At 58.0% G+C, this 26777-nt stretch carries 19 protein-coding genes and 8 pseudogenes; 15 read left to right on the forward strand and 12 right to left on the reverse strand.

The window, feature by feature from the left end:
- Positions 1 to 129 precede the first annotated feature (129 nt).
- The 8 genes and pseudogenes from NKI17_RS34445 (at position 130) to NKI17_RS37225 (ending at position 6301) form a co-directional block, all read left to right on the forward strand.
- Complete coding sequence (locus NKI17_RS34445; RefSeq protein WP_352907620.1) at positions 130 to 585, forward strand: transposase; 456 nt, start codon at positions 130 to 132, stop codon at positions 583 to 585.
- Between the two features lie 308 nt (positions 586 to 893).
- Positions 894 to 1016: a hypothetical protein gene (locus NKI17_RS34450; RefSeq protein WP_352873786.1), complete on the forward strand. Its 123-nt coding sequence runs from the start codon at positions 894 to 896 to the stop codon at positions 1014 to 1016.
- 45 nt (positions 1017 to 1061) lie between these two features.
- Entirely contained in the window at positions 1062 to 1415 is a 354-nt protein-coding gene (gene tnpB / locus NKI17_RS34455; RefSeq protein ID WP_352907621.1) for an IS66 family insertion sequence element accessory protein TnpB, read from the forward strand.
- A gap of 69 nt (positions 1416 to 1484) precedes the next feature.
- A pseudogene (tnpC, locus tag NKI17_RS34460) lies at positions 1485 to 3058 on the forward strand (IS66 family transposase).
- Positions 3059 to 3295, forward strand: a pseudogene (tnpB, locus tag NKI17_RS34465) (IS66 family insertion sequence element accessory protein TnpB); the annotation flags it as partial.
- Positions 3296 to 3348: 53 nt separating this feature from the next.
- Positions 3349 to 4863, forward strand: a pseudogene (gene tnpC, locus NKI17_RS34470) (IS66 family transposase).
- Positions 4860 to 5408 (forward strand): annotated as a pseudogene (locus NKI17_RS34475) (UPF0149 family protein). The pseudogenes tnpC (NKI17_RS34470) and NKI17_RS34475 overlap by 4 nt, the downstream one beginning before the upstream one ends.
- A gap of 581 nt (positions 5409 to 5989) precedes the next feature.
- The gene (locus NKI17_RS37225; RefSeq protein WP_502894704.1) at positions 5990 to 6301 is read left to right on the forward strand and encodes a RolB family protein; all 312 of its coding nucleotides are present in this window, start codon (positions 5990 to 5992) and stop codon (positions 6299 to 6301) included.
- An 842-nt stretch (positions 6302 to 7143) separates the two neighbouring features.
- On the opposite strand, the gene NKI17_RS34480 is transcribed toward NKI17_RS37225, so the two are convergent.
- Entirely contained in the window at positions 7144 to 7626 is a 483-nt protein-coding gene (locus NKI17_RS34480) for a hypothetical protein (protein WP_352907622.1), read from the reverse strand.
- 599 nt (positions 7627 to 8225) lie between these two features.
- Between NKI17_RS34480 and NKI17_RS34485 the strand changes: the two genes are divergently transcribed.
- From NKI17_RS34485 to NKI17_RS37235, 3 genes and pseudogenes are all read left to right on the forward strand, one after another.
- A complete protein-coding gene (locus NKI17_RS34485; protein ID WP_352874172.1) occupies positions 8226 to 8546 on the forward strand; it encodes a transposase in 321 nt (106 codons plus the stop codon).
- A gap of 45 nt (positions 8547 to 8591) precedes the next feature.
- Positions 8592 to 8756 (forward strand): annotated as a pseudogene (gene tnpB, locus NKI17_RS37230) (IS66 family insertion sequence element accessory protein TnpB); the annotation flags it as partial.
- A 12-nt stretch (positions 8757 to 8768) separates the two neighbouring features.
- A pseudogene (locus tag NKI17_RS37235) lies at positions 8769 to 8936 on the forward strand (IS66 family transposase zinc-finger binding domain-containing protein); the annotation flags it as partial.
- Between the two features lie 285 nt (positions 8937 to 9221).
- Here NKI17_RS37235 and NKI17_RS34495 read toward each other — a convergent pair.
- Positions 9222 to 10160: pseudogene (locus NKI17_RS34495) on the reverse strand (IS110 family RNA-guided transposase); the annotation flags it as partial.
- Between the two features lie 135 nt (positions 10161 to 10295).
- Between NKI17_RS34495 and NKI17_RS34500 the strand changes: the two are divergent.
- A pseudogene (locus NKI17_RS34500) lies at positions 10296 to 10850 on the forward strand (IS66 family transposase); the annotation flags it as partial.
- A gap of 217 nt (positions 10851 to 11067) precedes the next feature.
- Here the strand turns inward: NKI17_RS34500 and virD4 are convergent.
- The 6 genes from virD4 to NKI17_RS34530 all read right to left on the reverse strand — a co-directional run bounded on the left by virD4 (position 11068) and on the right by NKI17_RS34530 (position 18436).
- Complete coding sequence (gene virD4, locus NKI17_RS34505; RefSeq protein WP_502894705.1) at positions 11068 to 13146, reverse strand: type IV secretion system ATPase VirD4; 2079 nt, start codon at positions 13144 to 13146, stop codon at positions 11068 to 11070.
- Between the two features lie 7 nt (positions 13147 to 13153).
- Positions 13154 to 14749: an effector protein gene (locus NKI17_RS34510; RefSeq protein ID WP_352873427.1), complete on the reverse strand. Its 1596-nt coding sequence runs from the start codon at positions 14747 to 14749 to the stop codon at positions 13154 to 13156.
- Between the two features lie 108 nt (positions 14750 to 14857).
- Positions 14858 to 16438 carry a VirE2 family protein gene (locus NKI17_RS34515; protein ID WP_352907623.1) on the reverse strand — a complete coding sequence of 527 codons (1581 nt, stop codon included), beginning with the start codon at positions 16436 to 16438 and terminating at the stop codon, positions 14858 to 14860.
- Between the two features lie 39 nt (positions 16439 to 16477).
- The gene (locus NKI17_RS34520; RefSeq protein WP_352907624.1) at positions 16478 to 16675 is read right to left on the reverse strand and encodes a hypothetical protein; all 198 of its coding nucleotides are present in this window, start codon (positions 16673 to 16675) and stop codon (positions 16478 to 16480) included.
- A 491-nt stretch (positions 16676 to 17166) separates the two neighbouring features.
- On the reverse strand, positions 17167 to 17739 hold the full coding sequence (locus NKI17_RS34525; protein WP_352907625.1) for a VirC2 family conjugal transfer protein: 573 nt from the start codon (positions 17737 to 17739) through the stop codon (positions 17167 to 17169).
- Position 17740: 1 nt separating this feature from the next.
- On the reverse strand, positions 17741 to 18436 hold the full coding sequence (locus NKI17_RS34530; protein WP_352907633.1) for a conjugal transfer ATPase VirC1: 696 nt from the start codon (positions 18434 to 18436) through the stop codon (positions 17741 to 17743).
- A 250-nt stretch (positions 18437 to 18686) separates the two neighbouring features.
- Between NKI17_RS34530 and virD1 the strand changes: the two genes are divergently transcribed.
- From virD1 to NKI17_RS34545, 3 genes are all read left to right on the forward strand, one after another.
- The gene (virD1, locus tag NKI17_RS34535; RefSeq protein ID WP_352873423.1) at positions 18687 to 19145 is read left to right on the forward strand and encodes a T-DNA border endonuclease subunit VirD1; all 459 of its coding nucleotides are present in this window, start codon (positions 18687 to 18689) and stop codon (positions 19143 to 19145) included.
- A gap of 175 nt (positions 19146 to 19320) precedes the next feature.
- The gene (locus tag NKI17_RS34540) at positions 19321 to 20616 is read left to right on the forward strand and encodes a relaxase/mobilization nuclease domain-containing protein (RefSeq protein ID WP_502894706.1); all 1296 of its coding nucleotides are present in this window, start codon (positions 19321 to 19323) and stop codon (positions 20614 to 20616) included.
- Positions 20617 to 21330: 714 nt separating this feature from the next.
- A complete protein-coding gene (locus tag NKI17_RS34545; protein ID WP_352907626.1) occupies positions 21331 to 21975 on the forward strand; it encodes a FecR family protein in 645 nt (214 codons plus the stop codon).
- Here the strand turns inward: NKI17_RS34545 and NKI17_RS34550 are convergent.
- The 4 genes from NKI17_RS34550 to NKI17_RS34565 all read right to left on the reverse strand — a co-directional run.
- Positions 21968 to 23836, reverse strand: coding sequence for a CHASE2 domain-containing protein (locus NKI17_RS34550; RefSeq protein WP_352907627.1), 1869 nt, complete (start codon positions 23834 to 23836; stop codon positions 21968 to 21970). The genes NKI17_RS34545 and NKI17_RS34550 overlap by 8 nt on opposite strands.
- 9 nt (positions 23837 to 23845) lie before the next feature.
- Complete coding sequence (locus NKI17_RS34555; protein ID WP_352873419.1) at positions 23846 to 24550, reverse strand: Crp/Fnr family transcriptional regulator; 705 nt, start codon at positions 24548 to 24550, stop codon at positions 23846 to 23848.
- A complete protein-coding gene (locus NKI17_RS34560) occupies positions 24534 to 24905 on the reverse strand; it encodes a hypothetical protein (RefSeq protein ID WP_352873417.1) in 372 nt (123 codons plus the stop codon). The genes NKI17_RS34555 and NKI17_RS34560 overlap by 17 nt, the downstream gene beginning before the upstream one ends.
- A 13-nt stretch (positions 24906 to 24918) precedes the next feature.
- The coding region (locus tag NKI17_RS34565) for a recombinase family protein (RefSeq protein WP_352907629.1) at positions 24919 to 26777 on the reverse strand (1859 nt) is incomplete at its 5' end.

Here is a 26777-nt window from a genome sequence, read left to right on the forward strand (position 1 = left end):
GGCGAGGACAATTTATGCCGCGTAGAGCGTTCCGATTTCCGTCTTCCTGTAGCCATAAACACCTCCTGGTATGAGGGTGTTGCGACGACCGGTTGAATCCGCCATGAAAGCCTGCGTCAAAGTGGTGATTTGACCATCTGGGTGAAGGATGAGGCCCTGTCTTTATGGACGGCGCGGAGGCGGACATCGCGGGGTGGTCAGCCGAAATACTCGGATCTGGCGATTACGTTGTGCTTGACCCTGCGCGTCGTCTACGGGCTGGCGTTGCGCCAGACCCAAGGCTTGATGCGCAGTGTCGCGGCGCTGATGGGGTTCGATATTGCCGTGCCTGACTTCTCCACCCTGTCTCGCCGGAGCAAAGAGCTGGCGTTGCCGTCGACAAAGTCCCGAGCCACAACATCAGGTCCGGTCGATCTGGTTGTCGACAGCACCGGCTTGAAGGTCTTCGGCGAGGGCGAGTGGCTGGAAAACAAGCACAAACCAAGGCCAAACGCAAAAGATGGCGCAAACTGCACCTTGGTCTCAGTCTTGTCAGTGGTGAGATTGTTTGTAAGGGCCACGGCGCTCCCCTCGTGCGGGGCATGAGGTGAATGTGCGAAGAATCCCCCCGATCGCGAGAGACGGAGGGCCTACGTGGGAGCAGACGGCAAAATGGACGTCCATTTGGACGTCCCAACAGCTGGCTACGCAGGCCGGCTCGAGGTTCTGGACGGTCCAACGGGACGGCGGGTTCGCTCGGAGGCCGATAGAGCCCGGATTTCGGCCGAGAGCCTGATGCCGGGGGTGTAGGTGGCGGCGGTCGCACGCAAGCATGGCGCGACCCGCTGGCAGGTCTATGATTGGCGGCGTCGCCTTCGTCAGGGACAACTGGCACTGCCGGAAGCATGGCGCCGATGTTCGCGCAGCTGATGGTGGACGAAACCATCGGCGCCTCAGCGGAGGATGAGGCCATCGAAATCGACACCGGCGAAGGTGGAAATCGTGATCGACGACATGGTGATCCGAACGGCGGTTGACCTCGAGCAGCTGTCGCAGGTGATCCGAGCGGTTCGGGCCTCGCGATGATTGCACCGGGCGCCGATCTCAAGATCTACGTGGCGACCCGGCCGGTTGACTTCCGGCGCGGCATGGACGGATTGGCATTGGCTGTGCAGGAGATGCTAGGCCTCGACCCATACTGTGGGGCAGCCTTCGTCTTCCGGGCCAAAAGGGCTGACAGGATCAAGATTTTGGTCTGGGATCGCACCGGCCTTGTGCTCATTCACAAGCGGCTCGAGGGCTCGAAATTCGTCTGGCCGCAGGTTCGCGACGGGGTGATGCGCATGTCGCCGGCGATGTTCGCGGCCTTGTTCGAAGGGCTGGACTGGAGACTGGTTCGCCCCGAGCGGGCACGGCGTCCGCAGTTGGCCGGATGAGTGTGGCACAGTGACTCAGCTGCGTTGTCTCCGATGGCGTTCTCGGAGATCAGGTGGTTGACTTAGTGCATGAATCTGACGGTTCTCCAGGAAGAGAACGAGCGTTTGAAGGCGCTCTTGGCCCAGACGCAAGCGACCCTGGCCGAGCACCAGGCTGCCTTAGCTGCATCCGAGGAGGCGCGCCGCCGGCTGGAGAGCGTCGTCAGCCAGCTCAATCACGAGAAGTTCGGCGCCAAGTCCGAGAAGCTGCATCCCGATCAATACCACCTGCCACTCGAAGACGTGGAGATCGCGCAGGGCGTGCTCGATGCCGCGCAGGAAAAGGCGCAGCGGGTCATCCGGGGGCGTTCGGACGGCTCGTCCGGTTCGCCCCAGCGCAATCGTGGCCACTTGCCTGCCCATCTGCCGCGGGTGGAGCGGATCATCGAGCCCAGGAGCACGCTGTGTCCGTGCGGCTGCGGCGAGATGGCCAGGATCGGCGAGGATGTCAGCGAGCGGCTCGACGCAATCCCGGCGCAACTGCGCGTGCTGGTCACGCGGCGCCCGAAATACGCTTGCCGGCGCTGCTCGGGCGCCGTCGTGCAGGCGCATGCGCCCGAGCATATCGTGCCCGGCCTGCCGACCGAGGCGCTGATCGCCCAAGTCATCGTCGCCAAGTTCGGTGATCATTTGCCATTCTACCGGCAGGCCGAGATCTACGCCCGCCAGGGCATCCAGCTGGATCGGGCGACATTGGGCAACTGGGCAGGCCGGGCCTGCTTCCATCTCAAGCCCATAGCCGACCACATGCGCGGGCATCTGGCTGCGGCCGCGCACCTGTTCATGGATGAGACCCGGCACCGGTGCTCGATCCCGGACGCGGCAAGGTCAAGAAGGGCTTCTTCTCGGCAATCGCTTCCGATGAGCGCGGCCATGGTGGCCAAGGCCCGCCCATCGTGCAGTTCCACTATGCGCCGGGACGCGGCGGCGAGCATGCCGAGCGCTTCCTTCAAGGCTTCGGCGGACAATTCCTGCAGGTTGACGCCTATGAGGGCTATGACCGGCTGACACGCCTGGAGCGGCCACGAGGACCATGGATGCTCGTCCATTGCTGGAGCCACCTGCGCCGACGTTTTGTGAAGCTGGCGCGCAACACCAAGTCCCCGATCGCCGAAGCCGCCGTGCGCCAGATCGCTACGCTCGAGGCGACGGTGCGCGGCATGACGCCACAAGCTCGGCTCGCCGCCCGACAGCAGTACTCCACCACGATCATCGCCGCCTTGAAGCCGTGGTTTGAAAAGCAATTGTCGATGATCTCCTCGGGCTCAAAGCTGGCCGAAGACATCCGCTATGGTCTTGCCCATTGGGAAGGGCTAACTCGCTTCCTCGGCGACGGCCGGCTTGAGCTCGACACCAACCCAGTCGAAAACGCCATCCGACCACTATGCTTGACCAGAAAAAATGCCCTGTTTGCAGGTCACGAAGTCGGGGCCGAAAATTGGGCGCTGCTCTCATCCGTTGTGGCGACTTGCAAGCTCAACGACGTCAGCCCCGTCGCCTACCTTGCCGAAACCCTCGACGCCATCATCATCGGCCATCCGCAGAGCCACATCGAGGAACTCATGCCTTGGCGATTCCGGAAGACGTCAAGCCCAAATCCATAACCCTTCTGTGGCGACGTGTTCGTGTTCCGCGCCAAGCGTCTCGATCGACTTCGCTGCATTTACTGGGACGGATCAGGCACGATCCTGGTGACGAAGTGGCTTGAGGCGGGCAAGTTCGTTTGGCCGCCGATCCGCGAGGGCTCAATGCAGATGAGTGCCCAGGAGTTCTCGCTTTTGCTGACCGGTATTGACTGGACGCGCGTCAAACAAAACGCGGTGAAGAGGCCTCAAAAGTAGGCTGATCCTATTGGTTTTGCTTGAGGATTCAGGCTCATATGGTAGGGTCTGCCATGCCGCTTCGACCCGATCCCTTGCCCCAGGATGCTGCGCAATTGATCCGGATCATTCTCTCGCTCGGCGAAGAGAACGCCGATCTCAAAGCGCGCGTTGCCTTCCTCGAGGGCCAGCTCTTTGGGCCAAAATCGGAGAAGATGACGACGATCGACCCGACGCAGGTGACGCGCGATCTGGGCGATCTCAGCGACATTCCCGAGGCGGCCAATGACGATGTTGCACCCGTGGCTGAAGGGTCAAAGCAGCAGCGACGATTGCCGTCACGCAACAACGGCCGTTTACCAAGCACCTCCCGCGGTATGAAGAGCTCATCGAGCCGGAGAGCAAGATTTGCCCGTGCTGCTCGTTCGAACTGCATTGCGTCGGCACGGACGTGAGTGAGGCGCTCGACATCGTGCTGGCGGTTGTCCGGGTAAAGCGGACGATCCGGCCGCGTTATGCATGCCGGGCCTGCGAAAGCGTTGTTGTGCAAGCGCCCGCGCCGGCACGGGTGATGGACGGGGGCATGGTGACCACGGCGTTTGCCGCGCATGTCGCCGTTTCGAAGTTTGCTTGGCATTTGCCGCTGCATCGCCAGGCGCAGATGCTTGCCTCCTGCGGCGTGATCATCGATCGCGGCACGCTCGGCGCCTGGGTGACGCGGGTCGCCTGGTGGCTCGAGCTTCTCTACGATGCGCTTACCGCCTTCATCCGCTCCCAGCCTAGAGTGTTCTGTGACGAGACGCCGCTTCCGCGGTTCGATCCGGGGCGCATGGTCCGGCGCCGCCGGCGGTGGCCTATACTTTTGCCGAAAGCCGCAGCGCTCGCGAGGTCGAGGGGCAACTGTCGTTGTTTGCCGGCGTGCTTCAGGTTGATGGCTATCAAGCCTATAAAACTTTGGCCAAGCGCAGGGGGAAGAGCAATGTCGCCCCCATGCGGCTGGCGTTCTGCCTTGCTCACGCACGACGCAAGTTCGTCGATGTCGTCAAGCTGACCGGCTCTTCGGAGGCGCTGTCGATCCTGGCCAGGATCGCCGAGGTCTATCGCATCGAGGCGAAACTGCGCGGCGAAAGTGCCGATACCCGGCTCACGGTACGGCGTCGCGAGACAGCATCATGAGAGAACTGAAGGTCCAGCTCAGCGAACTGAGCGAAGAGGTGTCGTCAAAATCGGCGCTTGGGAAGGCCGTCTTCTACGCGCTCAATCATTGGAGCGGACTGGCAGCCTTCCTGGAGGATGGCCGGATCGAAGTGGACTCCAATGTGGTCGAGCGCTCAATGAAATCGGTGGCTCTGACGAGGAAGAATTCGTTTTTCGTGGGCAACGAACGCGGTGGCAAGTCCTTCGCGGTCCTGGCATCGGTCGTCAACACAGCAAAACTTAACGGCGTGGATCCTGAAATCTGGCTTGCCGATGTGCTGGAACGCATCATCTCCGGCAAAGTGAAAGCCAACCGGATGGAAAGCCTCTTGCCGTGGGCTTGGAAGGCGGAACGCGAGGACATTGCAGATCAGGAGCGACGGGCGGCATGACAGAGAGCAGCCAGGGGACGGCGGCACGACCGAAGCTCGATGACGAGGCGTTCGAAGCCTTCATCAGGCCACGTCGTCCAGTGTCACCGATCTGGTCGATGAGCGGCCTCGACGACTATCTCACGGCTCTCATCATCGGCCCGAGGTTTATCGACCCACGTCAGTGACGGCCCGGAAGCCCTGAACCCGCCAGTAGAAACAACCGAGCATCGGGCCGTGCAGACCATCGGTGCGGAATACAACCGGATATCGGCGAGCCTCGGCGAAACGCCGAAAGACCACCGGCCCAGGTTCACCAAGATCGATGATCTAACTTCGATGCCATGGACTGGGACGTCTGCTTCCTGATAGGAACCGGGTTCGCCCCCAAGCTGTGGCGGCCCGTCATTCGCGGCCATGCCGTCACCGGCGATATCATCGCGCCAATCCGCAAACTCAGCGAGACGAAACGGCCCGCCACTCACGAGGATGCTGCTGCGGTCGGCGAAGCCCTCGTCAACATCCGAAGCTACTTCATGCCAACGCGCGCAAAGCAGAAGTCCTGAAACAACGGACGGCTCCTCGTCTCAACAGACTAAAGCCGTGGGCTGCTCGTCGCGCTCACATCCGAACAGGCAATAGTATGTCTATGGCCTGAGCTTGCAGCGAGTATATCGGCACGGCATCTCAAGCGCTGCGGATAGGAGGCGCTGAATGTCTTCCTTTGAATAGAGATAAGGCCGTGCCCGCTTCGGGCGAAAGGGTAGCAGCAACCCGTCTGGGGGAATCTGGGTCCTCGGGTCAGCGGCCTGGCCAACCGGGCAACCGGGCAAATCCAACGGTCGGGGCGAACTCAGGACGACCGGAGAAGACTTGGGGCACGGTCATATCAGCTTCGCCGCTGCTTACGCACGAGTACACAAATGCGCAAATACACAAACAAAGAAAGACTACAAAGCCATATATCCTGCCAAGCCAAGCCAAGCCAAGCCAAGCCAAGCGCCCTGACGACCTCTCGGTTGATGCTTCAGACCCGCCTCGTGTATGTTTTTTTGCCTACCAACCTTGCAAACTCCTGTGTTTCGAACAGGAGTTTCGAGGGAGTCCCAACTAACCAACTAACTATTGTCCCGAAGTGGTGATTGCGATGGACTTGCGGCCATACGATGGCGTCATCTCTGCTACATCTGTATCGAGTAAGTACCATCGGCGATGGTGCACTAACGTCGAACGCGAAGACATGCAGCATTTCCTCGCGATCGTTCGGACGGACCGCTTCAGTTGCCAAGAGGAAGGTGTATGGGTCCGCGATACGATGAATGGGAATTGCGACATCGTGGCCCATGGACAGATGAGTTGGCCCTCCCTATGCCCTCCACCGACTGGCCAAGTGCGTCTGGTTGGGATGATTAGGGTCGCCGCCGCTAATACGCGAATGTTGGTCCTGGCTCCGCGTTGAAATACATTCGGTTATTTAATCTCCATTTCCGTCTGTCGAGTTTGTTGGTCATATTATTTTTGTTTCCAGTTTCGTTGGTTTATGTCTTTTTTGCTCCGGGCGTTGTGTTTTGTGTCGTTCACTGTGCTCAAAATAAAAGTCAGGAAATTTTGTACGTCTATCTTCCTCTCCGTTTTCTTCTCATTTGCATTGAGCCATTTTTATGGGTTAATGGATACACTGTTATACGCGATGAATAGGTGCAAACGCAAATCGTGCTTCGTAATGCCACCCAACATAACGGACTGCATGACAATGAGATCTGATGATCTAAGCCAATATTATTGTCTGCTTGTACTTTAATAATCTATTAGCATGAATATAGCATCCGACCTCCGGCACTAAATAACTCACTAAGTGATGTAAACTTCGCCTCGGTTTTTGGACGCGGCAACTCCCGCGCTGAGCGAAATTAAAACGGAGGCCGTACGGCCTCCGTTCTCTTTTGCGCGGAAGTGCCGCGACCAAAAACCGAGGCGAAGTTTACATCGAAATATGCCGCCGCAGCGGCACACGGTTCAAGCGGCTCGGCTACCGAGCGATCACTCGTCCTAAACTTGATTGTTTATAAGAGGCGCCATCTCAAATGACCTTAATTGGGGGCAAATAAGCAGCGCGCTCACCACTGAAATAAACGACACATTTATTAAAAGGTCCCAGCTTTATTTCTAAAACACATCACATACCCGTCGCATATGACGGTTATAATACAACATTAAGAGCTCATAGAGCAAACCATAATGCAGAAACACAAAACGCACAACATCACAAATACGCGCCAGGCCGATCTGTGGCAGCTTTGATCACTGCAGTATCGCCTTCCCCCATGCCACCATGTTCGGCTGCACGCCGCCAACGGCAGCCACGAACCAGTCGCGCCCCAAACTAGCGCAAGCAGCCGGAGGTTGGGCCGGAGATTGGGGCGATACCAGCCTGGTGAGCCCTTCAAAGCTCTTATTAGCAACAGCAGTGCGGGCATCCTGCTCAGTCATATAGTGGTACGTTATGGGACCAGCAGCGTGCTGAATATTGTATATATTCAGGCTGGCCACGATCAGGCTCTTCAGCACGTCAGGTGTATCATCGATGATTGGGTCGCCAACCTCCCAAGGCATCGCGAGGAAGAAAAGGGGACAGCCGTTTAGTTTTGCTCTTGATTGACGAAGAAAGAAGGATTGTGGTGATAGCAAGAGTAACGGTTGGGGTATAAATACACGTATGGGATGCTTCGTAACCTTTTGCCCTTGCAAGAGGTTACGTGCTTCTTGGGCGAGGGTGACACACAACGATCCTCGTATAAGGGAATGGACAAATACTGTTCTAGCGGCGGACTACGACAGAAATAGTAACATATTCTGTGCAGCCATTCGCGCTCGCTATAGTTCAAGGGGCCCAGCTTTTCACGTTCTGAACAGGGCTACCCGGATTGCTAATTCAACAACACGTCACATCTTTCCAAGAGCAAGTTGCCGATACGAATTCTGGAGGAGCCAGGTCAGTGCCGCTCCTCGAACACTGACGAAAGTGACAGGGGTTGGCATTGGAAAACGACAGAAAATGACATCCCTGATGTAAACGTCGCCTCGGCTTTGGACACGCGAACCCGGGAGTGGCGGGCCCCGCCTAGCTCGGGCCCGCCGCAGGCGGGCCTCGAGCTAGGTGCCCCTGGGGCCCGCCACTCCCGGGTTCGCGTGTCCAAAGCCGAGGCGACGTTTACATCGAAATATATCCTGCCGCCGCCGCTGGCAGCCCAGACCTTCAAGAGAGGGCGCGACTTCGCGGCACGGCTAGGCCACGCCGCTGCAACGGTCCACGGCGGGAAACAAAGTACGCGTCCGAGGAGGGCCGCTTTGCGGGCGAACGGAGGGTGTAGCTGACTGTCGGTATGGATATCGCTACTGACTGTCGCCAAGTCACTCGTCTCGAGATTGTTGACACTGGCCGCCGGCGCCGCTGGTCGGAGGGGGAGAAGCTGCGGATCGTCGAGGAGAGCTATTCGGCTCCGCGGCAAGCATCCGCGACAGCGCGGCGTCACGGGATTTCCACCCCACTGCTGTTTGCCTGGCGCAAGGCGCATCGCGAGGGTCGGCTTGGCGAAGATGGCGTCTGCGGTTTCGTGCCAGCGATGATCGTACCGGAGCAGCCAGAGAAAGGTCCAGAACCGGCTGACGGGCTGGCCGCAGGGTCATCGTCGAGCCCGACGTGACGTGGAAGCGCTGCTTCGGATCATGCGCGGCCTGGAAACGCTGCGATGATCCCAATTCCGACGGGGGTGCGAGTGTGGCTGGCGACGGGTCACACCGACATGCGCTGCGGCTTTCCCAGCCTTGCTCTACGCGTGCAGGAGATCTTGAAGAAGGATCCGCTGAGCGGTCATATTTTTTGCTTTCGCGGTAAAAGAGGTGATCTCTTGAAAATCATTTGGCATGCCCTGCCGAAGCATCTGCCGCGCTGCGAGGAAGTGATCGAGCCGGAGAGCACAGTCTGCTCCTGTTGCGGACTTCCCCTCCATCGCATCGGCGAGCATGTCAGTGAGGCCCTCGATATCGTTCCGGCACTGCTGCGCGTGATCCGCACGATCCGGCCCAAATATGCCTCACATGGGGATTACATGGTCAAGTGTGATTTTCCTCCTTCGCACGGTCCAAGGTCTGAGCCCGATCACGTGACGCGGCCCGGTCGCCGGGCCTCATCCACCTCACATGCGGCCGCCGCTCCTGGCGGCAGCACCAATATCCCGCTTGCGGCGGGCGCAGGCTCAGGAAGACGAAACCATTCTGCCGATCGGCTGTTGAGGCCATGCATATTTTCGGTTCGCCCACCTGGATCCGAAAGGCTGATCAGGCCTTTGCGGAATGGAGGAAAAGGATGATGGAAGCGGTCATGCGGTTTTCATGAGCGCTCCCTCGATGATGACGCCGGCGGTGGCGTATTTCCACAGCGCCACCAGCAGCTTGCGGGCGAGCGCGACGATCATCGCCTTCTTGAGGCGGCCGCCGTTGCGCGCCACCCGTTCGCTGAACCAGCGGGCCAGGCCCGAGGCCGGCTGATGGCGCAGCCACAGCCAGGCAAGCTCGACCATCGTCGTTCGCAGCCGCGGATTGCCTGCCTTCGACACGCCTCTGTTCGTGATCGATCGTGCCGCTCTTCCATGGGGAAGGTGCCAGTCCCGCGTAGGCGGCCACCTGCCTGCGGTTGTTGAAATGCCGGAACAGCCCTTCGGCGTGGAGGATCGTCGCGAATTCCGGCCCGATGCCCTTCAGCTTGAGCAACATCGCCGCCGGCGTCGAGGCGTCCACCGCCGTCGCGGCCAGCAGCGCGTCGCGCTCGGCCTCCACCGCCTTGATCTGGCCGAGCAGCAATTCGAGACGGTCCAAGTTCGCGGCCGATCTGGGCCTTCATACGGCCGCAGGGCGCGGGCATCGCCGGTCCGCAGTTCTTCCAGGCGATCGCGCCGGTCGCGGCGCAAAGGCTCGTAGTCGCGGATGCCCTGGCTGAAGAGCAGGCCTTTGATGCGGTTGACGTGCTCGACCCGTTCGGCGACCAGCACCTTGCGCTCGCGGTTGGTCCGGCGGCGATCCTCATTCTCGGGCGTCGGCACCCGGACCATCGAGCAGACGCGCGGCTCACCCCGCTTGACGGCCAGCAGGGCGCGGATCAGCGCCTCGCCATCAAGCCGATCCGTCTTGGCGCGACGGTGGCGGCGCGACACTGCGATCGATGCCGCATCGACGATGTGACTTTCGATCCAGTCCTCGCGGTTCAGCACCCGGTCGATCCAGAAGCCGTCCAGCCCCGCCTCCTGGATCACCACCAACGGATAAAAGATTGCGCCAAGATCCACGCGGACAGCGGCTTGTAGCTCGGATTGATCGGCGGTCGAAAGATGCATGAAGGGCCTCCAAAGAGCGAGTTGCGATAGCCCACTCTGTCAGAGTGCGGGCCACGATCCACTCCCCATGGGATCTGCCGGGCCTGCGAGGCCCATGTCGTCCAGGCGCCGGCGCGAGCGCGAGTAATGGACGGGGGCATGGCAACGACGGCGCTGGTGGCGCATGTGGTCGTCTCCAAGTTCGCCTGGCATCTTCCTCTCTATCGTCAGTCGCAGATCTTCTCGGGTTACGCCATCCATCTCGACCGTGGCACGCTCGGCGGCTGGGTCGGACGGGCCGCCTGGTGGCTGAGGCCGCTTTACGATCGCCTGCTTGCCTTCATCCGCTCGCAGCCGCGGTTGTTTTGTGACGAAACGCCGCTGCCGCGACTTGATCCGGGACGCAAGCGGACGAAAGTCTGCCAGTTGTGGGCCCAGGCCGTCGATGATCGTCCATGGCAGGGACCGGCTCCGCCGGCAGTCGGCTATGTGTTTGCAGAAAGCCGGGGAGCCGGAGAGATCGAGGGACAGCTTTCAACATTCGATGGCATTCTCCAGGTTGATGGCTATGCCACAAGGCTCTGGCGCCCCGTTCTCCGCGGTCATGCCGCAACCGGCGACATCATCGCCCCGATCCGGGACACAACGGGGTGAACTCCCGTCTCGGCGAGGCGGGGTCGCCGCCGTTGCAAAGGCGATCGTCGCCACCCGCTCGTACTTCACGCCCAAACGAGTCAAAGCGGCCCGCAGCTGAATCCTGCCTCTGTCAAGCAAGGACAACCGTGCGGTGCTCGTGACGCTTACCCTCACTCAGCAAACACCATCGATGATTTGCGGATAGTTCACGGCCGACGAACTATTGGCCGATGTTGCGCTCCTGCAAGGCGATGATCCGATCAAGTAGCTCGCGCTGGGGGTTCAGGGCGTGGTCTTCTTCCGGCTCCGGCATAGGCGGGGCCCGAGGTGCTTGAGCGCCCTCAAGCCCATGATCTTCGCCATCTTCCTCCAGCCATTGTTTGTCTATAGCCTCATGTACCAGCCTATGTTGGGCCTCCTCATCCAAGGTTGCTTCGTCTGCCTTGTGCTCGAGCCGGTGCTCTTCCGAATAGTGGTCGGCGACATCGTAATATTTCTCGTCCTGACCCACATCGACGTCATCCGTAGCGAAGTGGCTCGCTTGGCCGACTCCGAAGGCATGATCGGCCGCATCGCCAGCGTCGCCTGCCTGGTCCCGCTCGTGCGCGGGTAGCGGCGAGGGCTCAGCGGGCGTTCCGCAGTGTCCGATCGGCTCCGGGTCCGGCAAAGGGCCGGTCTGGCTCTCGAAGATGCGGCTCAGGGTGCGGTCTGAGTAATATTTCACTTTATGAAGGAGCAGCGGCGGCCGGCCCTTTATGAGAACGATCTCGCTGTTCTCATCGATAAGGCGGACCTGTTCCGGTCGTAGCAGGTTGGCTCCCTGCTCCGAGAGCTGGATGTTGGCGTCGAACATACGGCTCTGGCTGAAGGACTTCGACTTGGCCCGGAAGGTATAGTCGCCGATTGACTTTGAAATGTAGGTCGGCGTCTCGTCGTCGGCCGTTGCCATGAAGACCTGCACGCCGGTGTTGCTGAGGAAATTTTCCTTGCCCGACTGTTCATAGGCACTCGTCAAGGCCGACAGGCTCTGGATGATGAACATGAACCGGCCCTTGTAGCCGGCGATGGTGGTGACGGCCGTCTCGACTGCCTCCAGCTTGCCGAGATGCTTAAACTCGTCGAGCAGAAACAGGACCTCGAATATCTCATCCTTGGTTGGCATGGTCCGCTGCATTACCGACACGACCTGTTGGAAGAAAAGGCGAACTAGCGGCGCGATCACCTCAAGGTCGTTCGGGGTTACGCAAAGATAGATTGTCGTCGGGTCGCGGCGCAGATCATAGATAGAGAAGTCGGATGTCGTGGTCGCTGCCTTGATCAGCGGGTCCGCCCACAAGTTGAGGCCACCGTCGCCCAGCACAGAAGTGTAGGAGGTAAGGATCTTGGTGTCGTTACCGGCCATGTTGTCGAAGATGCGCCGCGCCTCTGGACTCTGGCACTCCTCTGCCAGTTGAGCGAAAAGCTTGTACTTTTCTCCTGGCAGCGTGAACAGGTCATAAACCGCGCCGATCGAAGGCGTTCCGCGCTCGATGCAAGCCAGAATGCCGGCGACGAAAAGATCGCGTGCACCGTCGATAAAGCCTTCCGACCCCTTGCCCTTGGGCGCAATCAGGTTGTGAGCAAGACGTCGTGCTTCGCTGAATCGCCGCTCCGGCGGGATCGAGACGATGTCGAGAACTGGATTGTAGCTGTGTGTGCGGCCGGCCCGGTCCATCGGGGCGAACTTGAAGATGCGGTCGCCACGGGCTTTTCGCGCACGCGAGGTTAATTCGAACAACTCCCCCTTGACGTCGAGCGCCAGCACCGAGCCGTTGAAGGTCAGCAGTGTGGGAATGACAACACCGACGCCCTTCCCGGCGCGGGTCGGCGCCACCACCAGGCTATGTGGCTGCTCACCATAACTCAGATATTGCCCGGGCAATCGCGGACCTATTGTTTTACCAAAGATCGGTCCGGAAATCTTTTGGTAGGGCATGATATAACCGGCCTTTTTCATCTCGCCGAAGCGAGCCCAGCGGGCTGTGCCATGGTGCTGTGGCTTGAACACGATGAGAGTCAGAATGAACAAAGTGACAGCGACGGTGAAGCCGGTGACCATTAGCCCACGATAGAAGACGGGCCTCACATCGCCGGCGTAGAAGGGTGTTTCGTACCAGAAAGCAAGGATGTCGAAGCCCTGGATAGCTTGGGACGTGACGCCATGTTGGAAGTTGGCATAGGTGCTCGCCAAGAACAGTCCCGCGACCAGCGAGAACGCCCCACCGAGCAGAACCGTACCCGTCTTCCGGCGCGAGTCCACGGCTCGATCATCCCCGTCCGATACAGGCTACGGCGCGCGCGTCCAGGCCTGCTCTCTTGGCTGCTTCATCGCGGCGTTTCGCTGCTTCCATCATAGCCATTCGCCTGTCATTAGATGATTGGCTATTCGAGGCCTGCGGCTTAACCGCGGCAACAGGGTTCGCCCCGTTGTGGGGCTGCGCGGCATCAGCCTGAGCTCCAAGTCGTTTCAACGCAATGGGAGGAGACAAACCCGGCCGCCCGTCTGCCTGGGCTTTCGCTGCAGCCATCCTAATTCTGGCGAGGTTGTCGTTGGAACTCTCCTTCGATGACGCATTTGCGTCTTCAGCATTTTTTCTGTTGTCGTTGTCCACGAACGTCTTATCGGCGCCAGATCTACCTTGTCGGCCGGGAGGTTGCGGTTTACTGAGATCATCTTGACCCGTGTCGGAATCAATCGCGTTCTTCAGGCTGGCCTGCTCCAGCTCTTTCGCGGCCTCGGCAGTGCGGTTTGTCTGGGAGGGCCGCCGCATGCCGGTTGGCGTGACTAGGACATTCTTCCACGCTTCTTTATGCTGTGCTGCTTCTTCGGCTCCCATTTCGCGCGCCTTACGCTCGTCTCTGGTGAGCCTTTTCAGGTCCATACTAAGCTTCACTCCAAGAATTTTTTTTGATACGATCTTCGTACCATTGGAAAAATACCTGCTCTCGCTTTTGTAGACCTTGCCGAACGTGTGCTTGGCTCCGGTTCGCTGATTTGTCTTCTCATCAAACGTCGCTGATCTTTTATTCAGCAACCTTCGATGGGATCTAATGTTCCTGCCCACCTCGTTGCCATTCACATCCAGGAGAGACTGGTATGTTTTGCTGCCGAAGAGACTCTTAATCTCCGTTTCCTTGGTTCGCCCATCTCGCGATTTTCTCGAACATCTCCGAAACCCGCGCGTTTTGCGTCCAACCAGTTCCAGATTACCATCCTCGTCCCGCTCGAAGACCTCTGTTTTGGAGCCTTTCCTGCGGGTCAGGATGCGATATTTCTTGTTGTCGGGACCACTTTCGTACGGAGCGCTCATCTCCTCTGAAATGGCGCGGAAAATCCTACCATCGCGCAAACGGTTCGTGAAATAGCTTGTGCGGATCAGATTGCCGGTTTCATCGCGTTCCCACCGTTCGCGGAAGCTCCCGTCATTGCGCTCGCGGCTTAGAGAGCGAAGTTCACCCTTGCCGTCAAACTCGTAACTCCTTTTCTTCCGCCATCCCTCCTTCTCAAGTCGGCCGATATAAACATTTCCCGAGTCGGGGTCGCGTTTCAAGACCTCTGTCGTCCTGTTGACAATGCCGCTCCTGCGGGTGCGCTCGCCATCCTTGTGGATTCTCAGCCTCTTGTTGCCTATCAGCTTAAAGCCGACCTCTCCGCGATAGCCCTCCTCGACACTGTCAAAGATGTCCATCTCCTTGGCATATCGCTTTTGCTTGCTTGGTCGCTCGAGCTCTCGCTTTATTCTGCTTGCTTGTTCGGCCGTCTCCAACGCTCGAGAACGCTGATCTTCTGCACGCCTGGCTGAGCGTGCCTGCTTATACCCTGGATTGCGCAATTTAACTGGTTTTTTTCCAATATCAGCCATGTACGGTGCCTTCCTGCAAAAAGATGTCGATTGCCGGCGACAGCAAGGGAGAAATTTGCTCGGCTCATTCTCAACTGCGCCTGAACCGGCTCACGACGATTGCCCGATTCAAAGACTGTTGACGGCGTCGCGTATTCTATCGTTTCGCGCGTCATACCTGCTGCCAGGTGGAGGCTGCGGACTCGCCATGTCTATCACTTCGCCCAAATCGGAGCCGCGAGGCCACAGCAGGCTGTCAGTTACGCAAGTCGGCACATCCAGCTGTTTACCTTCATTCTTCTGCTGAGTAGATCTCTGCAGAGTCTGAGCTAGAGACGTAAATGTTGGTTTCGTATATATTCCGCCCCTTTCGGTTCTTCCATCGTCTGCATAGAAAATCCTGTCCGGCGCATAGGTCTCCATTATGGACACGCCATCTTCAAGGTCAACCGACTCGCCTTCGACAAGGGATCCGTCCACCTCCACAAGTACACGAGAATGTGAGGCGTATTTGTCGAGCATCTGACCCCAAACAGGCATGAATTTGCCCCACTGCGGATTGATTCCGTGCTCGCTGCACACCTCGTCGAAGTATTCCGGATGCCCACGCGCAACAAAATCTGGCGGGGCGAATGTATTTCCTTCAGGCATTCTTATGATCATCCGGTGATCCATCGCATCCATGGACGGATTTCCTTGAACGGCCGTCACAGCGGGGTCTGTTGTTTCCAGTTCCTTTATAACATCGTTGATCGGAAAGTACATCGTGTCGATCTTTACGTAGGCACTATGAGTATTCCGGTTGCAGCCTCGGTCTTCACCGACATAGTCCCGCAAACGGTAGGTTGCGTGATTAACACCCAGCGTACGTTCGATATAGTTGATGGTTTGGTAGCCGTGGAGTTTCGACTTCAGCCAAATCTGGCCGCCGAGCTCGGCCTCCAATTCCCACGGGGTAGCCTGCTCATAATCATCGTTCGGAAGACGCGAAAACCCCTTTATCTTGCCGTCCGGCCCTCGATGCAGGATGTCTGGTGCCTGTTCGCCGCTTGTGTACGGGTTCTTATAGGCAAAGTCGCGCCTCCTATCCCCTGCTGGCGTTTTATAGATCTGCTTCTCGCCTAGCAGTTTATAGACCGGAACCTTTTCCGGCTTTCCGTCCTTGAATACAGTTTTACCGTTTTGATCTTTCTTAACCGCTTCGCCGCTTTGGTAGAGCTCGTTGTCGCGCTCTGCGGTCAGACCTAGCGATGTCGTTATCTTCCTGAATTCGTGGTCTTTATCGTCCTTAGTTGTCTGTTGGCCGTCCGGTGCCTTTATGGCATGCCAAAGGCCGTTCTTAGTGTAATAGTTATCGTTATACCTTATGTACACAAGTTCCTTGTCTATCTCTTTGGGCGTCTTGCCACCAACCCCTTTAAGCGCCTGAAATTCGGTTCCCTTGAAGAACGTATAAACGTTTCTCTCTGGATTGTCCTCTGCGACATCCCGATCCACGGGCACTACAGGAATGCCGTACTGTTTAAGTTTGATGTCTCGAACTCCAATCAACATACTTTCGTCCGACGGGAGTTGGGCGACGTTTGCTCGCCGCCCGGCCGCGAGCTTAAGATTTGTCATTCGTCGAGTAGAGACCTCCAGCGCGGCGTCCATCTCGACATCATCTGATTTGGCGCTAGACGCGGCATCGATTTTTTCATTATCGCCCACAGAAATGATCCTTCCGTAGTTTATTACACGTATGTCACTTTATTTTTTTGTTTTTTTGTCTCGGGCTTTCACTGCTCTTTTCATTGCCCTGAGGCGGCGCTCTCGGCCAGCCATGAACAGCTCCGGATTGTCCATCGGCGGGTATTCATCCGCATTCATGGTTGTATTAATCCGACCTGTAGGCCATTCGTCGCTTTCGGTGCGTTTGATAGCTGACTTTGGTGATGTTAAGTTCATTGGTGGAGCCTTACATTTATCGCTTTTCGACTTATTCGTCCTTCTATTTCCAATAGATTGTGCATGTATCTTGAATGGTCAACTGCAATTGTGTTACATCTGAAAGATCAACTGACGTGTTAAAATGCCAGGGCGGGGCTGAACGCAGCTTAGCAATCTATGTTTGGCCATGTAAGCTGGTTCGATGCACCAGTTGCCGGGCCATCCATCCAGGCGCTTTCGGTCATGATAAATATCGTCAAGATGTTCTGAACGCGGCCTCTTTCATCCAAACGGCGGGAGGCTGGAGAGCAAAGGCGGGGCTCTGGTGGCGATCGGCCATCGCGCCGGCGATTGGCAAGCCCGAGCAACCAGCACTGCATTCAATGTCATGCGCGCCCTGGCCGGCCACTCCGCTCTTTTGCTCTTTTTGCCATAGGTGATGGCTGTTTTGTTGCGCAAGTTCACACTGCACCCACAGCGTGAGCCAGCCACGAACGCCCTCATCAGCGCTATCGGCGGGTGACTTTCTTTTCGTTGTCAAAGAAAGTGCAAAGAGCGGAGCTAGCAAGTTTACGGCCGAAGGCCCGAGCACTTTCGAAACCCAACGGATCAAAATGCGCGAGGGCAATATCAACCAGCCGTCGCGGCATCATGCGCGACGTCGCAACGATGGCTAAGGGCTCCTCAACCGAGTAGGCCGGCGCGATTTCGGTGAACGAACCGTTGGGCAGCATCAACTCGTAGTCGTCCAAAGCACGCCGCAATATCATCTGCAGGGCCTTTGAAGGGCGAGACTGGGCACTCAATGCGTCAAAAGTCGCAGAGATGCCGCGGGCGGGAAGCGGAGCTGACAGAAACACCTGCACCTTCGGATCCGGGTCGTTGCGTTCGTTCGAAAAAAGAACGGTCCTTCTCGCGGCCAAAGCCCGGACCGGTACTGTTCTGTTGCCCGTCTGGCGACTGGTCGGCTCGCTTGATGCGATCGCTGCTGGCGGATTTGAGGAGGCCGGCAGGCTCGCCTGGTGAGCCCTCTGCGATTGGCCCCCCGCAAGCACCGAAACAGCCGGTTTGCGGATACCCATATCAACCCTCCAATGCCTTCTCTACGAAAGCACCGATCATGGCAAGCTCATCCAATGCGTGCTGATTGTTGCGCAACATCAGTCGCAATGCGGGAGTGTGGGACATATTCGCGACCGTCATGTGCAACATCCCCCGCTCCTTCATGGCCGCGAAGGCATCCCGCTCATACATGGACACGTCAAAAACTGGGAGAAGCTCTAGCATGTCGTAGGCGGCCTGTTGAGAGACCGTCAGTCTGCCAATAGGGACTCGCTGGCGAAGAATGGCGGTACGCGTTTGCAGTGCCTCCGCCAATAGCAGCTCGACGATGTAGCGATAAGTCGCAAGCGCTTCATCGATGTCCAGAGGTGTCAGCATGGTTGGCACCAGCAGAAAGTCGGAGCTGGCGACAATAATATTGTTCAGTTCACTCAGACCGCCATGGGTGTCGGCCAGCGCGTAATGGAATCCAGCAGCCTCAGCCCGTTGATATGCGTCCTCAAGGAGAGGCAACTCATCGGCGAGGAACACTTCACATTGATGATCCCAAGCGTCGTTTCGAAGAGCGTTTTCTTTCCACTTCGTAAGGGGGCGGTTTTCGTCAGCCTCGAACAACGCCACCCTCTTCTTCTTCGAGGCGAGCGAGGAGCACAGCCCCATTAAGGCCGTGGTTTTACCCGCTCCGCCTTTGAACGAGCAGGAAGTAATCAGTCTCATGTCGTAGTTTGCCTGTGCCGGGATGCTTCCAAAATCTACATTCATTCCTGTATTAAGTACAGCGTTTATGCCGAAAACTGCGCCTGTGTCAACGTAGCTGCCGGCCAGCAAAATGCAACACTTCGTTGTCGTGGACTACAACTGTAACCTTTTTGCTTGTACCACTTGTGACGGATGCCTCTATGATATCTCATGTGAGTTTCTCGTGCCATTTTGCAAAGATACTACTTTCTATGGATGGGGACTGGGGATGACAGAGGAGAACCTTCCTAACCTATTCGATGATGCTTCCATATGTAGAAGACGAAGCTCTGCGATAGTTGACCCTCTTGGCTATAAGATAGTCAGCGTGCGGTTGCGGTCGGCTGAATTTGAGTCTTTCTCGGAACAGGTGCGGGCGCTCGGGCTGACAAGAAATTTGGCCCTCCGCATCGCAGCGCGTCGGATAGCAGGCTTCCTGGAAAGTGACGCCGACACTCGCCAAAACCTCCAGGAAATTACCAGCAGCATTGGTCAGATCGCCGATGCGCTCAGCGACATGAGCCGGACTGCAAGTCGCGACGGTAGGGTGGATATCGAACGCTTCGAGAGCCATAGGCAGCAGTTTGGCCAAGAATTCGCCGCCCTCGATGCCCTGCTTCGCACAATACTGAACATTTCCCGACGGCGGCAAGACGGCCGAAGATTATTGCAGGAGAGCGTACGGTGAGGGGATTTTCTGGGAACGTCGCTGTCAGGTGGCCAAGATGCCCCCGCAAGCCATCATAAGAATTGTGCCTCGAGGCGGCGCTCGTACCGCACGCCAAATCCGGGATCAGCTGAATTACCTGTCTCGCGAGGGCACCATTGACCTCCTGCGATCCTCGCGTCATCAGGGTGTTGCGGTGCCATACGATCGGCTTCACGAGATGGCACGCAGTTGGGCCGAGCAAACCGGCAACTATCAACCTGGCCAGCCAGAGGCAGAAAGCAATCAGGACCTGACCACGCACATCATCGTCAGCTTTCCGCGAGGCACCGATACCAATAACGCACACGCTGCCGGCCGGGCGTGGGTGGAAAACATATTCGGTTCGGGGGGCCAGGGCGGTACATTCGACTACATCACTGCCTTTCATGTCGACCGGCAACATCCACATTTGCATGTGGTGGTCAATCGCAGGGCGCTGGAAGGCCACTGGTTGAAAATCTCACGCCGCCATCCCCATCACAATTACAACAATATGCGCGCAGCGCTTGTTAATGCCGCGTATGACAACAGTATCGAATTGGATGCGACCTCGCGTGCTGAGCGCGGCATCATGGAGCGACCGATTACCTATGCGGAGTTCCGACGCAGGCAGAGGGCTGGAGAAACCATTGCGATTCGCCCGCACCCAGAACCCGATGTTCCCGTCACTCCCAGAGGATCACCCGAACCCCCAAACCTTGGCGACGGTGACAGGGGGCCAAGGCTCGGCGGCGGTCCACATGGACCAAGTCACGGAGACGCCCCTGGGCAAGCAGGGAGCAACGCCGGACCGGCAACCCGCGACAATACGGTCGATGAAATTCGTATGGGCGACGATTTTGACTCGGGAAGGCGAAGCGACTCCGGTGGGCAGGGACAAGCTGCGGAGCACGGTACACAGGATGAGAGCGGTTTCGAGCAACAGCGCCAAGCCCGGCGGCGCCAGCGCCCGGAGACGGAAACTGAAGACGCCGGTTCCAATGCACCCCAGCACCCACGGCAGCGCCGCCGCTACGCCCCCGGCATCACCGAAACCCGGGCCCAGCGAGCGGCCCGTGAACAGCGCGAAGCCGATGAACACGCAAGTCGGCACGTCCAAAGGCCTGAAGAGCTCGATTCGGAGCGGCCGGAGCAACGTAAGCGCCGTCGCTACGGCCCCGGCATCATCGAAGCGCGGGCCCAACGAGCAGCCCGTGAACAGCGCGAAGCCGATGAACACGCAAGGCGGCACGTCCAAAGGCCTGAAGAGCTCGATCCGGAGCGGCCGGAGCAACGTAAGCGCCGTCGGTACGCCCCCGGCATCATTGAAACCCGGGCTCAACAGGCGGCCCGTGAACAGCGCGAAGCCGATGAACGCGCAAGGCGGCATCACCGCCGTGAGCCCGATCCGCAAGACCTCGATCCTAATCAACCTCGGCGCCTTCGCAGCGGCCGCGTGGTCGAACGATAGCGCCATGACCAGGCGGTTCTCGCTGAGTACCACCATGAGCAATATTGAAACCACAGATGCCAAGCCTGACTCAGGAGAACGCGAAAAAAATTCGGACTCGCGCGAATTCTGGAGGCAGCGAAGATGAAACCGACACTGACCATTTGCGCCAATCCGTCCCCCTGGCCGAGTAAAACGATATGAGCTGACCCGTCTAGGCGCCACTCCCCTGCTACCCACCGTTCATCGCTGCTGGCCCACTCGAGGCTGTGCAAAAGCTTTGCAAACAACACCGAGCTTCCACACCGCGAAGATTCAATCAGGATGATGTTCTCCTTGCCGTATACACACTCTCAACCTTCCACGCCCTCACCAACGTCGGCTCGGACTCTTCCTGTGGTCCTTGTTCGCGCAAGTAATCCATTTGCCCGCCGCCGCGCTTCGGTTTGCTCCGACGGTTCTTCGGTCTCGCCGCCGGTTCGGGCGCATACAGATGTGATTCATCTTCCGCCAATGCCCTCTCGTGCGAACACTTCAGTGTCTCGCAGAAGCGTATGACCGATCTCGCAACGCGATCTGCTGGCGCGAATCATTAGTGTGCGGAGCTAAGTTTCCCCCGACTGCGCGGGATCAGATTATGCATCGCATTCAGTGGTGTTGTGTAGGTCCGGCATTCGGGCGGGGCTCAAGACAAGAGCAGGCGCAAACCAGCTCTCTTTTCAAGATGGAGACCCGATGACGACCACAAACGAATCCCCCCGGCAGAGTCCCCTTAGTCGACGGGCCTTCACATTGGGTTGCGCGATCGCCCTTGCAAATTCGGTGACCATGCCGAGTTGGGCTGAAAACTTAATCGGCATCGTCGTTACCGTTCGCGGAGCGGTCAATCGTAAGCGTCAGGCCAAACTACAGCCATTGATTGTTGGCAGCGATATCAATGACGGGGATATTGTGGCGACTAGTCGCAACAGCTACGCTGAATTAAAACTCACAGATGGCACTCGCATCTTACTCGGTAGCGAAACCGAGTTTGTCATCGATCGCTTCGCTGCCCTTCAGGGCGGCACCCTGGAACTAGTCACGGGAAAGATGGTCTTCGACCGTCCCGAAAAAATGCCTAAGATTGATGTCTCGGTACGAACTGTTTTTGGGATGCTGGGGGTGCGCGGGACAAAGTTCTTCTGTGGTCCAAACCGCGGGGTTCTTGCAATCATTGTTGAGCACGGCCTGGTAACAGTTGAAGCTGGCGGTATGTTGCAACCTGTTGCGTCTGGTGAGGGTCTGGAAATCACACGGCCGGGCGCACCCCCCAGCAACTTTTCAATGTGGGATGAGAAGCGCATAGCTGAGGCTTATACGAGCATCACCTTGGCTAGCTGACTGGTGGTTCAGCTTCGAGCAGTGTGGTGAACAGCTCCAGCTTCCCAAATCCCGGTATCTGGTGCACGTCGAGGGATTGGAGCGTCCGCCTGCTTTGGGCGGCCGCATTTGGGCCGATGCAGATTGCCGTACCGAGCGTCTTGTTGGCTTCCTGAAGCCGAGCGGCAAGATTGACCACACTGCCGTGCGCCGTGTAATCGAGCTTGGCACCCCTGCCGACTTCGCCTAGCACCGCAGTTCCCGTTTCGATACCTATGCGGGTGCGCCCGAACTCATGTTTAGCGAAGTTGGGTCGTTTGCGCATCTCATCGGTCAGCGCCTGGATGGCCTCAGCACAGTCCAAAGCCTTGTTCACATGATTGGGCAGGTCTTCAGGAGCGTTGAAAAATGCATGTACTGCATCGCCTACGACCTTATCCACCATTCCGCCGTGCGAAGCAATTAATTCGTTGACCTCTGCATAGTAAATGTTGAGAAGCCCAACGATATCGCAAGGACCTAAGTCCTGATAAAGCAGGCAAAAGCCTTCTATGTCCGTAAAAAGCGCCGTTACCTGCCGCTCCTCGCAAGCTATACAGTCACCTTTCGGGCTATTAATGTAACGTTCTACCACGGACCCCGGAAGATACTGGGAGAGTTTGTAGCGCGCCCTCGCCTCCGCCTTGCAGGTCGACGCAAATTGGGAGGTGCTGCTGCAAGCAAGAGCAGCGATAAGGGACAGGCTAAGCCCGATCGCGTCAAATAGAAGCGCCCATTTGGCGTAGGTCACGACCGCAGCCCCAAAAATTCCGGCAATAAGCAGAAGGCCAAGCACCGTCGATATGATCGGCCGTGTACGAGTCCCAATCAGCGCCATGAGGCAGCCGCCCAAGAACGTCAAGAAGGCTTCGATTATCGGCGTTGTACTGTTGCGATGTGGGATGAAACCGGTTATCACGGCGTTGGCTATATCGGCATGGATTTGAACGGAAGGCTCCAATGGCATGGACGCGGTCGGCCGTAAGCCACCGAGTTGAGGAAGACTACTGCCGATAAATACAATTTTGTCGGCAAACGGTTTGCCAACGATTCTCTTATTCAGGACATCAGCCGCCGAAACCGTGCGCGCCGCAATAGCCGTAGCTGAGCTGGAGGCGAAGCGAAAACTACCATCAGCATCGAGTTCGACCCGACGCTTTGCGAGCCTGACCCACACTGGGTCACCTCCTATAATGGGTGGCCGTTTGCCGAAAGCTACCCGTGCTGCCTCTATCCCGAGTGCCGGATAGACTTCGTTGCTTAGGACGACAAAGGCCTGGGCCCGCCGAACATGAGCATCCTTGTCGCCAATGAGAAATGCTGCCGCGACTGAGCGGGCACGCATTTGAAAGGCAGAGCAGGAAGTCTCCGCCCCATCAATGAACCAGAGCGGCGGAATCGTGACAGGGCGGAGAACACCAACCGGTGGTGCCGCCTTGGGCCTCCTCTCTGTGTTGTCTCCAATCAGAAATCCAAGCGTAACCGGCGCTGACGCGATGGCTTGCGCCAGTGCATTATTTCTTTCTAGGTCCGGGTCGCAAGTTCCGCCGAAAACGATGTCAATAGCGATTGCCCTCGCGCCACCTTCTGAGATCTTGGCTACAACGCTTGCCACGTCTGAGCGGTCCCACACACTATTCGCATCTTCCCGAAATAACTTTAGATCGAAATCGACAACCGAGATCTCTGTTGCGCGTGGCGGGGGAATCCATTGAGTTAGCGTATCAAAAAACTGCTCACGCTGGACATCGAGGTATGAAGTTAGCGGCGACAACAGGCTAAGAGCCGACAGAGCGCTTGAGGCAACACCTGCCAAGATGGGCTTGACTTGTAGCAGCCTCATGCACAGCTCCTAAAGCTCACTTGGCTCAGCAATCCGCTGTAAGCGTTCTGTGTTGCATTCGATTATCCCGTTGATACGCCTGATGGCGCCGACCCCCTCTATCGCGAGTACAGCCCGATTGATTTTTGGCCTGCTTGCTCCCAGAATCTCAGCCAGGTCCGATTGGGTGAGCGATAATCTGAGATTGGCGCTTACCGGCAACTGATTGCCGTGGATCTGCCTCAGGATCCCGAGGAAAAAACGGGCGACCCGGGAGTTCAAACCGTAAAGGGCAATTGTTTCCAGCTGTTCGGTCGTGCCCCGCAATCGTGAGCATAGGTAACGGATGATCGCTGAGGCCGCTCCTGGCGTAAGTGTGACAAGATCTATAAAAGGCTGCTTAGCAATCACGAAACCCTCGGTAGCTACCTGCGCCGTGGCATCGGCTGATCGAGGCCGATCGTCTAGCAGGGCCATCTCGCCAAACAGTTCTCCGGCTTCGATTTGTTGTAGCACTAACTCACGCCCCTGCGGAGTGATCAGAGATAGCTTGATGCGTCCAAAGATCACGCCAGCCATGTAATTTCCGTCGTCACCTCGCTGGAATATTACTGTGTCTGGGAGCCATCTGCGGTAGCTTGAGATACCTGCAAGCGCGGCGATCGTTGTATCGTCGAAGTCTCGAAAGATCGGAAAGGAACGCCAGAAGGCAGGGCTTCTAACCATCTTGGTCATATTGTATCCTCTTCAAAAAATGCCCCCTGAGAACGACGACAGGCTCGCCCGGCACATCGCTGAAAAACGGCTTTAGAGAGGGGCGTCTGTGCTCGAAGGATCTGACCGACGACGCCCGTTCCGCCTCCAACACGTCTTCGCCGTCGTCGGCTTTCAACTCCTCGAGCAACTGTTCGAGAAGCTGGCTATCGCGCTTCAGCTTCTCGATCCCCAGCATGAGCCGCGCGATAAACGCATTCGCGTGCGAGTTTATGGCCTGCGCGCGGGCGGCGAGCGCTTGCGTCTCCCGGCGGAGGGCACGCTCGGTGAGGATCCCCACGTACACGCTGACAAGATCACTACAATCCTGTTTCATAACGCCCATCTTTCTATGTTGTTGAAGGGAATAAGTTTTCCTGATCTCGATGCGATCCTGTGGGGTGTCGAGGGTTCTGCCGGGCGCGATCGAGGATCTGATGTGCTTGTGGGGTGGCGAGTTTTGAACGGCTGAAGATCCATGGGCCGTCGGGTAGCGAATGAGCCCCCTCGATCTGGCCGGCCTCGGCCGCCAGACGCAGCGTTTTTGGCGTTATCCCGAGCAACTTCGCCGCACCGCCCAGATTAAGCCACGGCTCGACCCCGTCGACCTGGGGACGGAAGACCGGAATCTTGCGATATGACCTCAGTGCGGTGACCCGCTCCCGTGTCCACCGATTGCCATTGCCGGTCGTCAGTCCGTTGCGATTGAGGACACAGGCAATCACATCGTCATTGGGGATAAGGACGAGCTGTCGTACGGCGTCGACAATATCGTCAGGCGTCGCGTTTCTTTGCCCGCGGCGCCGCTTCGGCAGGCGCAGCTCGGTGTGGACACCACCAATCCAATGGATGGCGAGGACGATCTCGGAGGTTCCATCATCGAGATCGGCAACCACTTCATTGATGAGCGTTCGCACGATGCGCTTCTTCAGCCTTGCATCGGTTGTCGGCGCCGTCCAGACGGCGCGGAGGTTTCCCGCAAGTGCGGCTACCTGGGATGCGGACATGGGGATCGGCTGCGGCGCAACCGTCCGATGTTTGGCAATCTTGGCTTCGATCTCGCCGGCGCGAGCGAGCGCCTTGTTCCAGCGTGCTTCGAGCTGCGACGTCACCAGCCTGTTCTCCAGATCAGCCGCGTCGTATTGCCGGAATGCCCGGTCGGCGGCATAGCGCGCTGCCTCGAGGTCGCGCAGCAGGGCATCCTGAACCTGGTCGCGTTGGTTGGCCATACGGCGTTCCGCCTCGATGGCGGTGGCAATGGCTCCTGGTTCGACCACCCCGAGCAGCGCCTCCTCGATCGCATCATCGACCCGCAGACCGCCGAAGGCGATGCAACGTGGTTCGCCGTTGTCGAGCAACCCTCGCCAACAGGAATAGCGCGGGATGTTATGGTTGGCTCCTGTGTAACGAACCGTCAGCTTCCGGTCGCACCTTTTGCAGCGGAAAAGGCCGGCAAGCAGAGCGTCGCCATGCTTCGGCGCTCCATGATGGCGACTGGCCGGTACATTGTCGCTGACCATCTTGCGGATCTCCTCCGCCCGTTCCCAACTGACGTAACCTTCGTGTGCATCCGGGATCAGCGCCAACCATTCATCACGCGCCTTGCGGCGAATTCCAGATCGGCCACCGTATCCCGGTACGGAGCGACTCTTACCATAAGCATAAGCGCCGCCGTAGATCGGGTTCGCAATCATCCGGTGTATGGTTGCATAGTTGGGTCTGCGCCAGATGACATCACCGTCCGCGCGCCTGACCGGCAAATCCAACCCGTGTTCGAGGAACCATAGGAGCGCCTGCCGTGCACTGCCAAGTTCGGCGACTTTGTTGAAGACCAACGCAATGGCGTCCTGGATGCGCCGGTCGGGATCTTTCTCGATCCTGTCACCGACCTTCAAAAAGCCGACCGGGACCGTGACGACAAGCTCTCCGCGGCGTGCCTTCTCGTAGCGGGCGGAAAGGGAACGCTGACGTAAGAGATCGAGCTCATACTCGTTGAGGCTGCCCTTCAAACCCAAGAGCAGCCGCTCATTGCCCTGGCGTGGTGCGTAGACCGCTTCTTGGTCGATCAGAACGGTATCAACGACGCGGCACATCTCGATGAGCTGCTGCCAATCGCGGCTGTTGCGGGCAAAACGCGATACCTCGCGTGCCGCTACCGCCCCCACCTTGCCAAGGCAGACCTCGGCGACCATCCGGTCAAAACCAGCGC

The sequence above is a fragment of the Mesorhizobium sp. M0816 genome, assembly GCF_040320005.1.
In the GTDB taxonomy this organism is placed as follows: domain Bacteria; phylum Pseudomonadota; class Alphaproteobacteria; order Rhizobiales; family Rhizobiaceae; genus Mesorhizobium.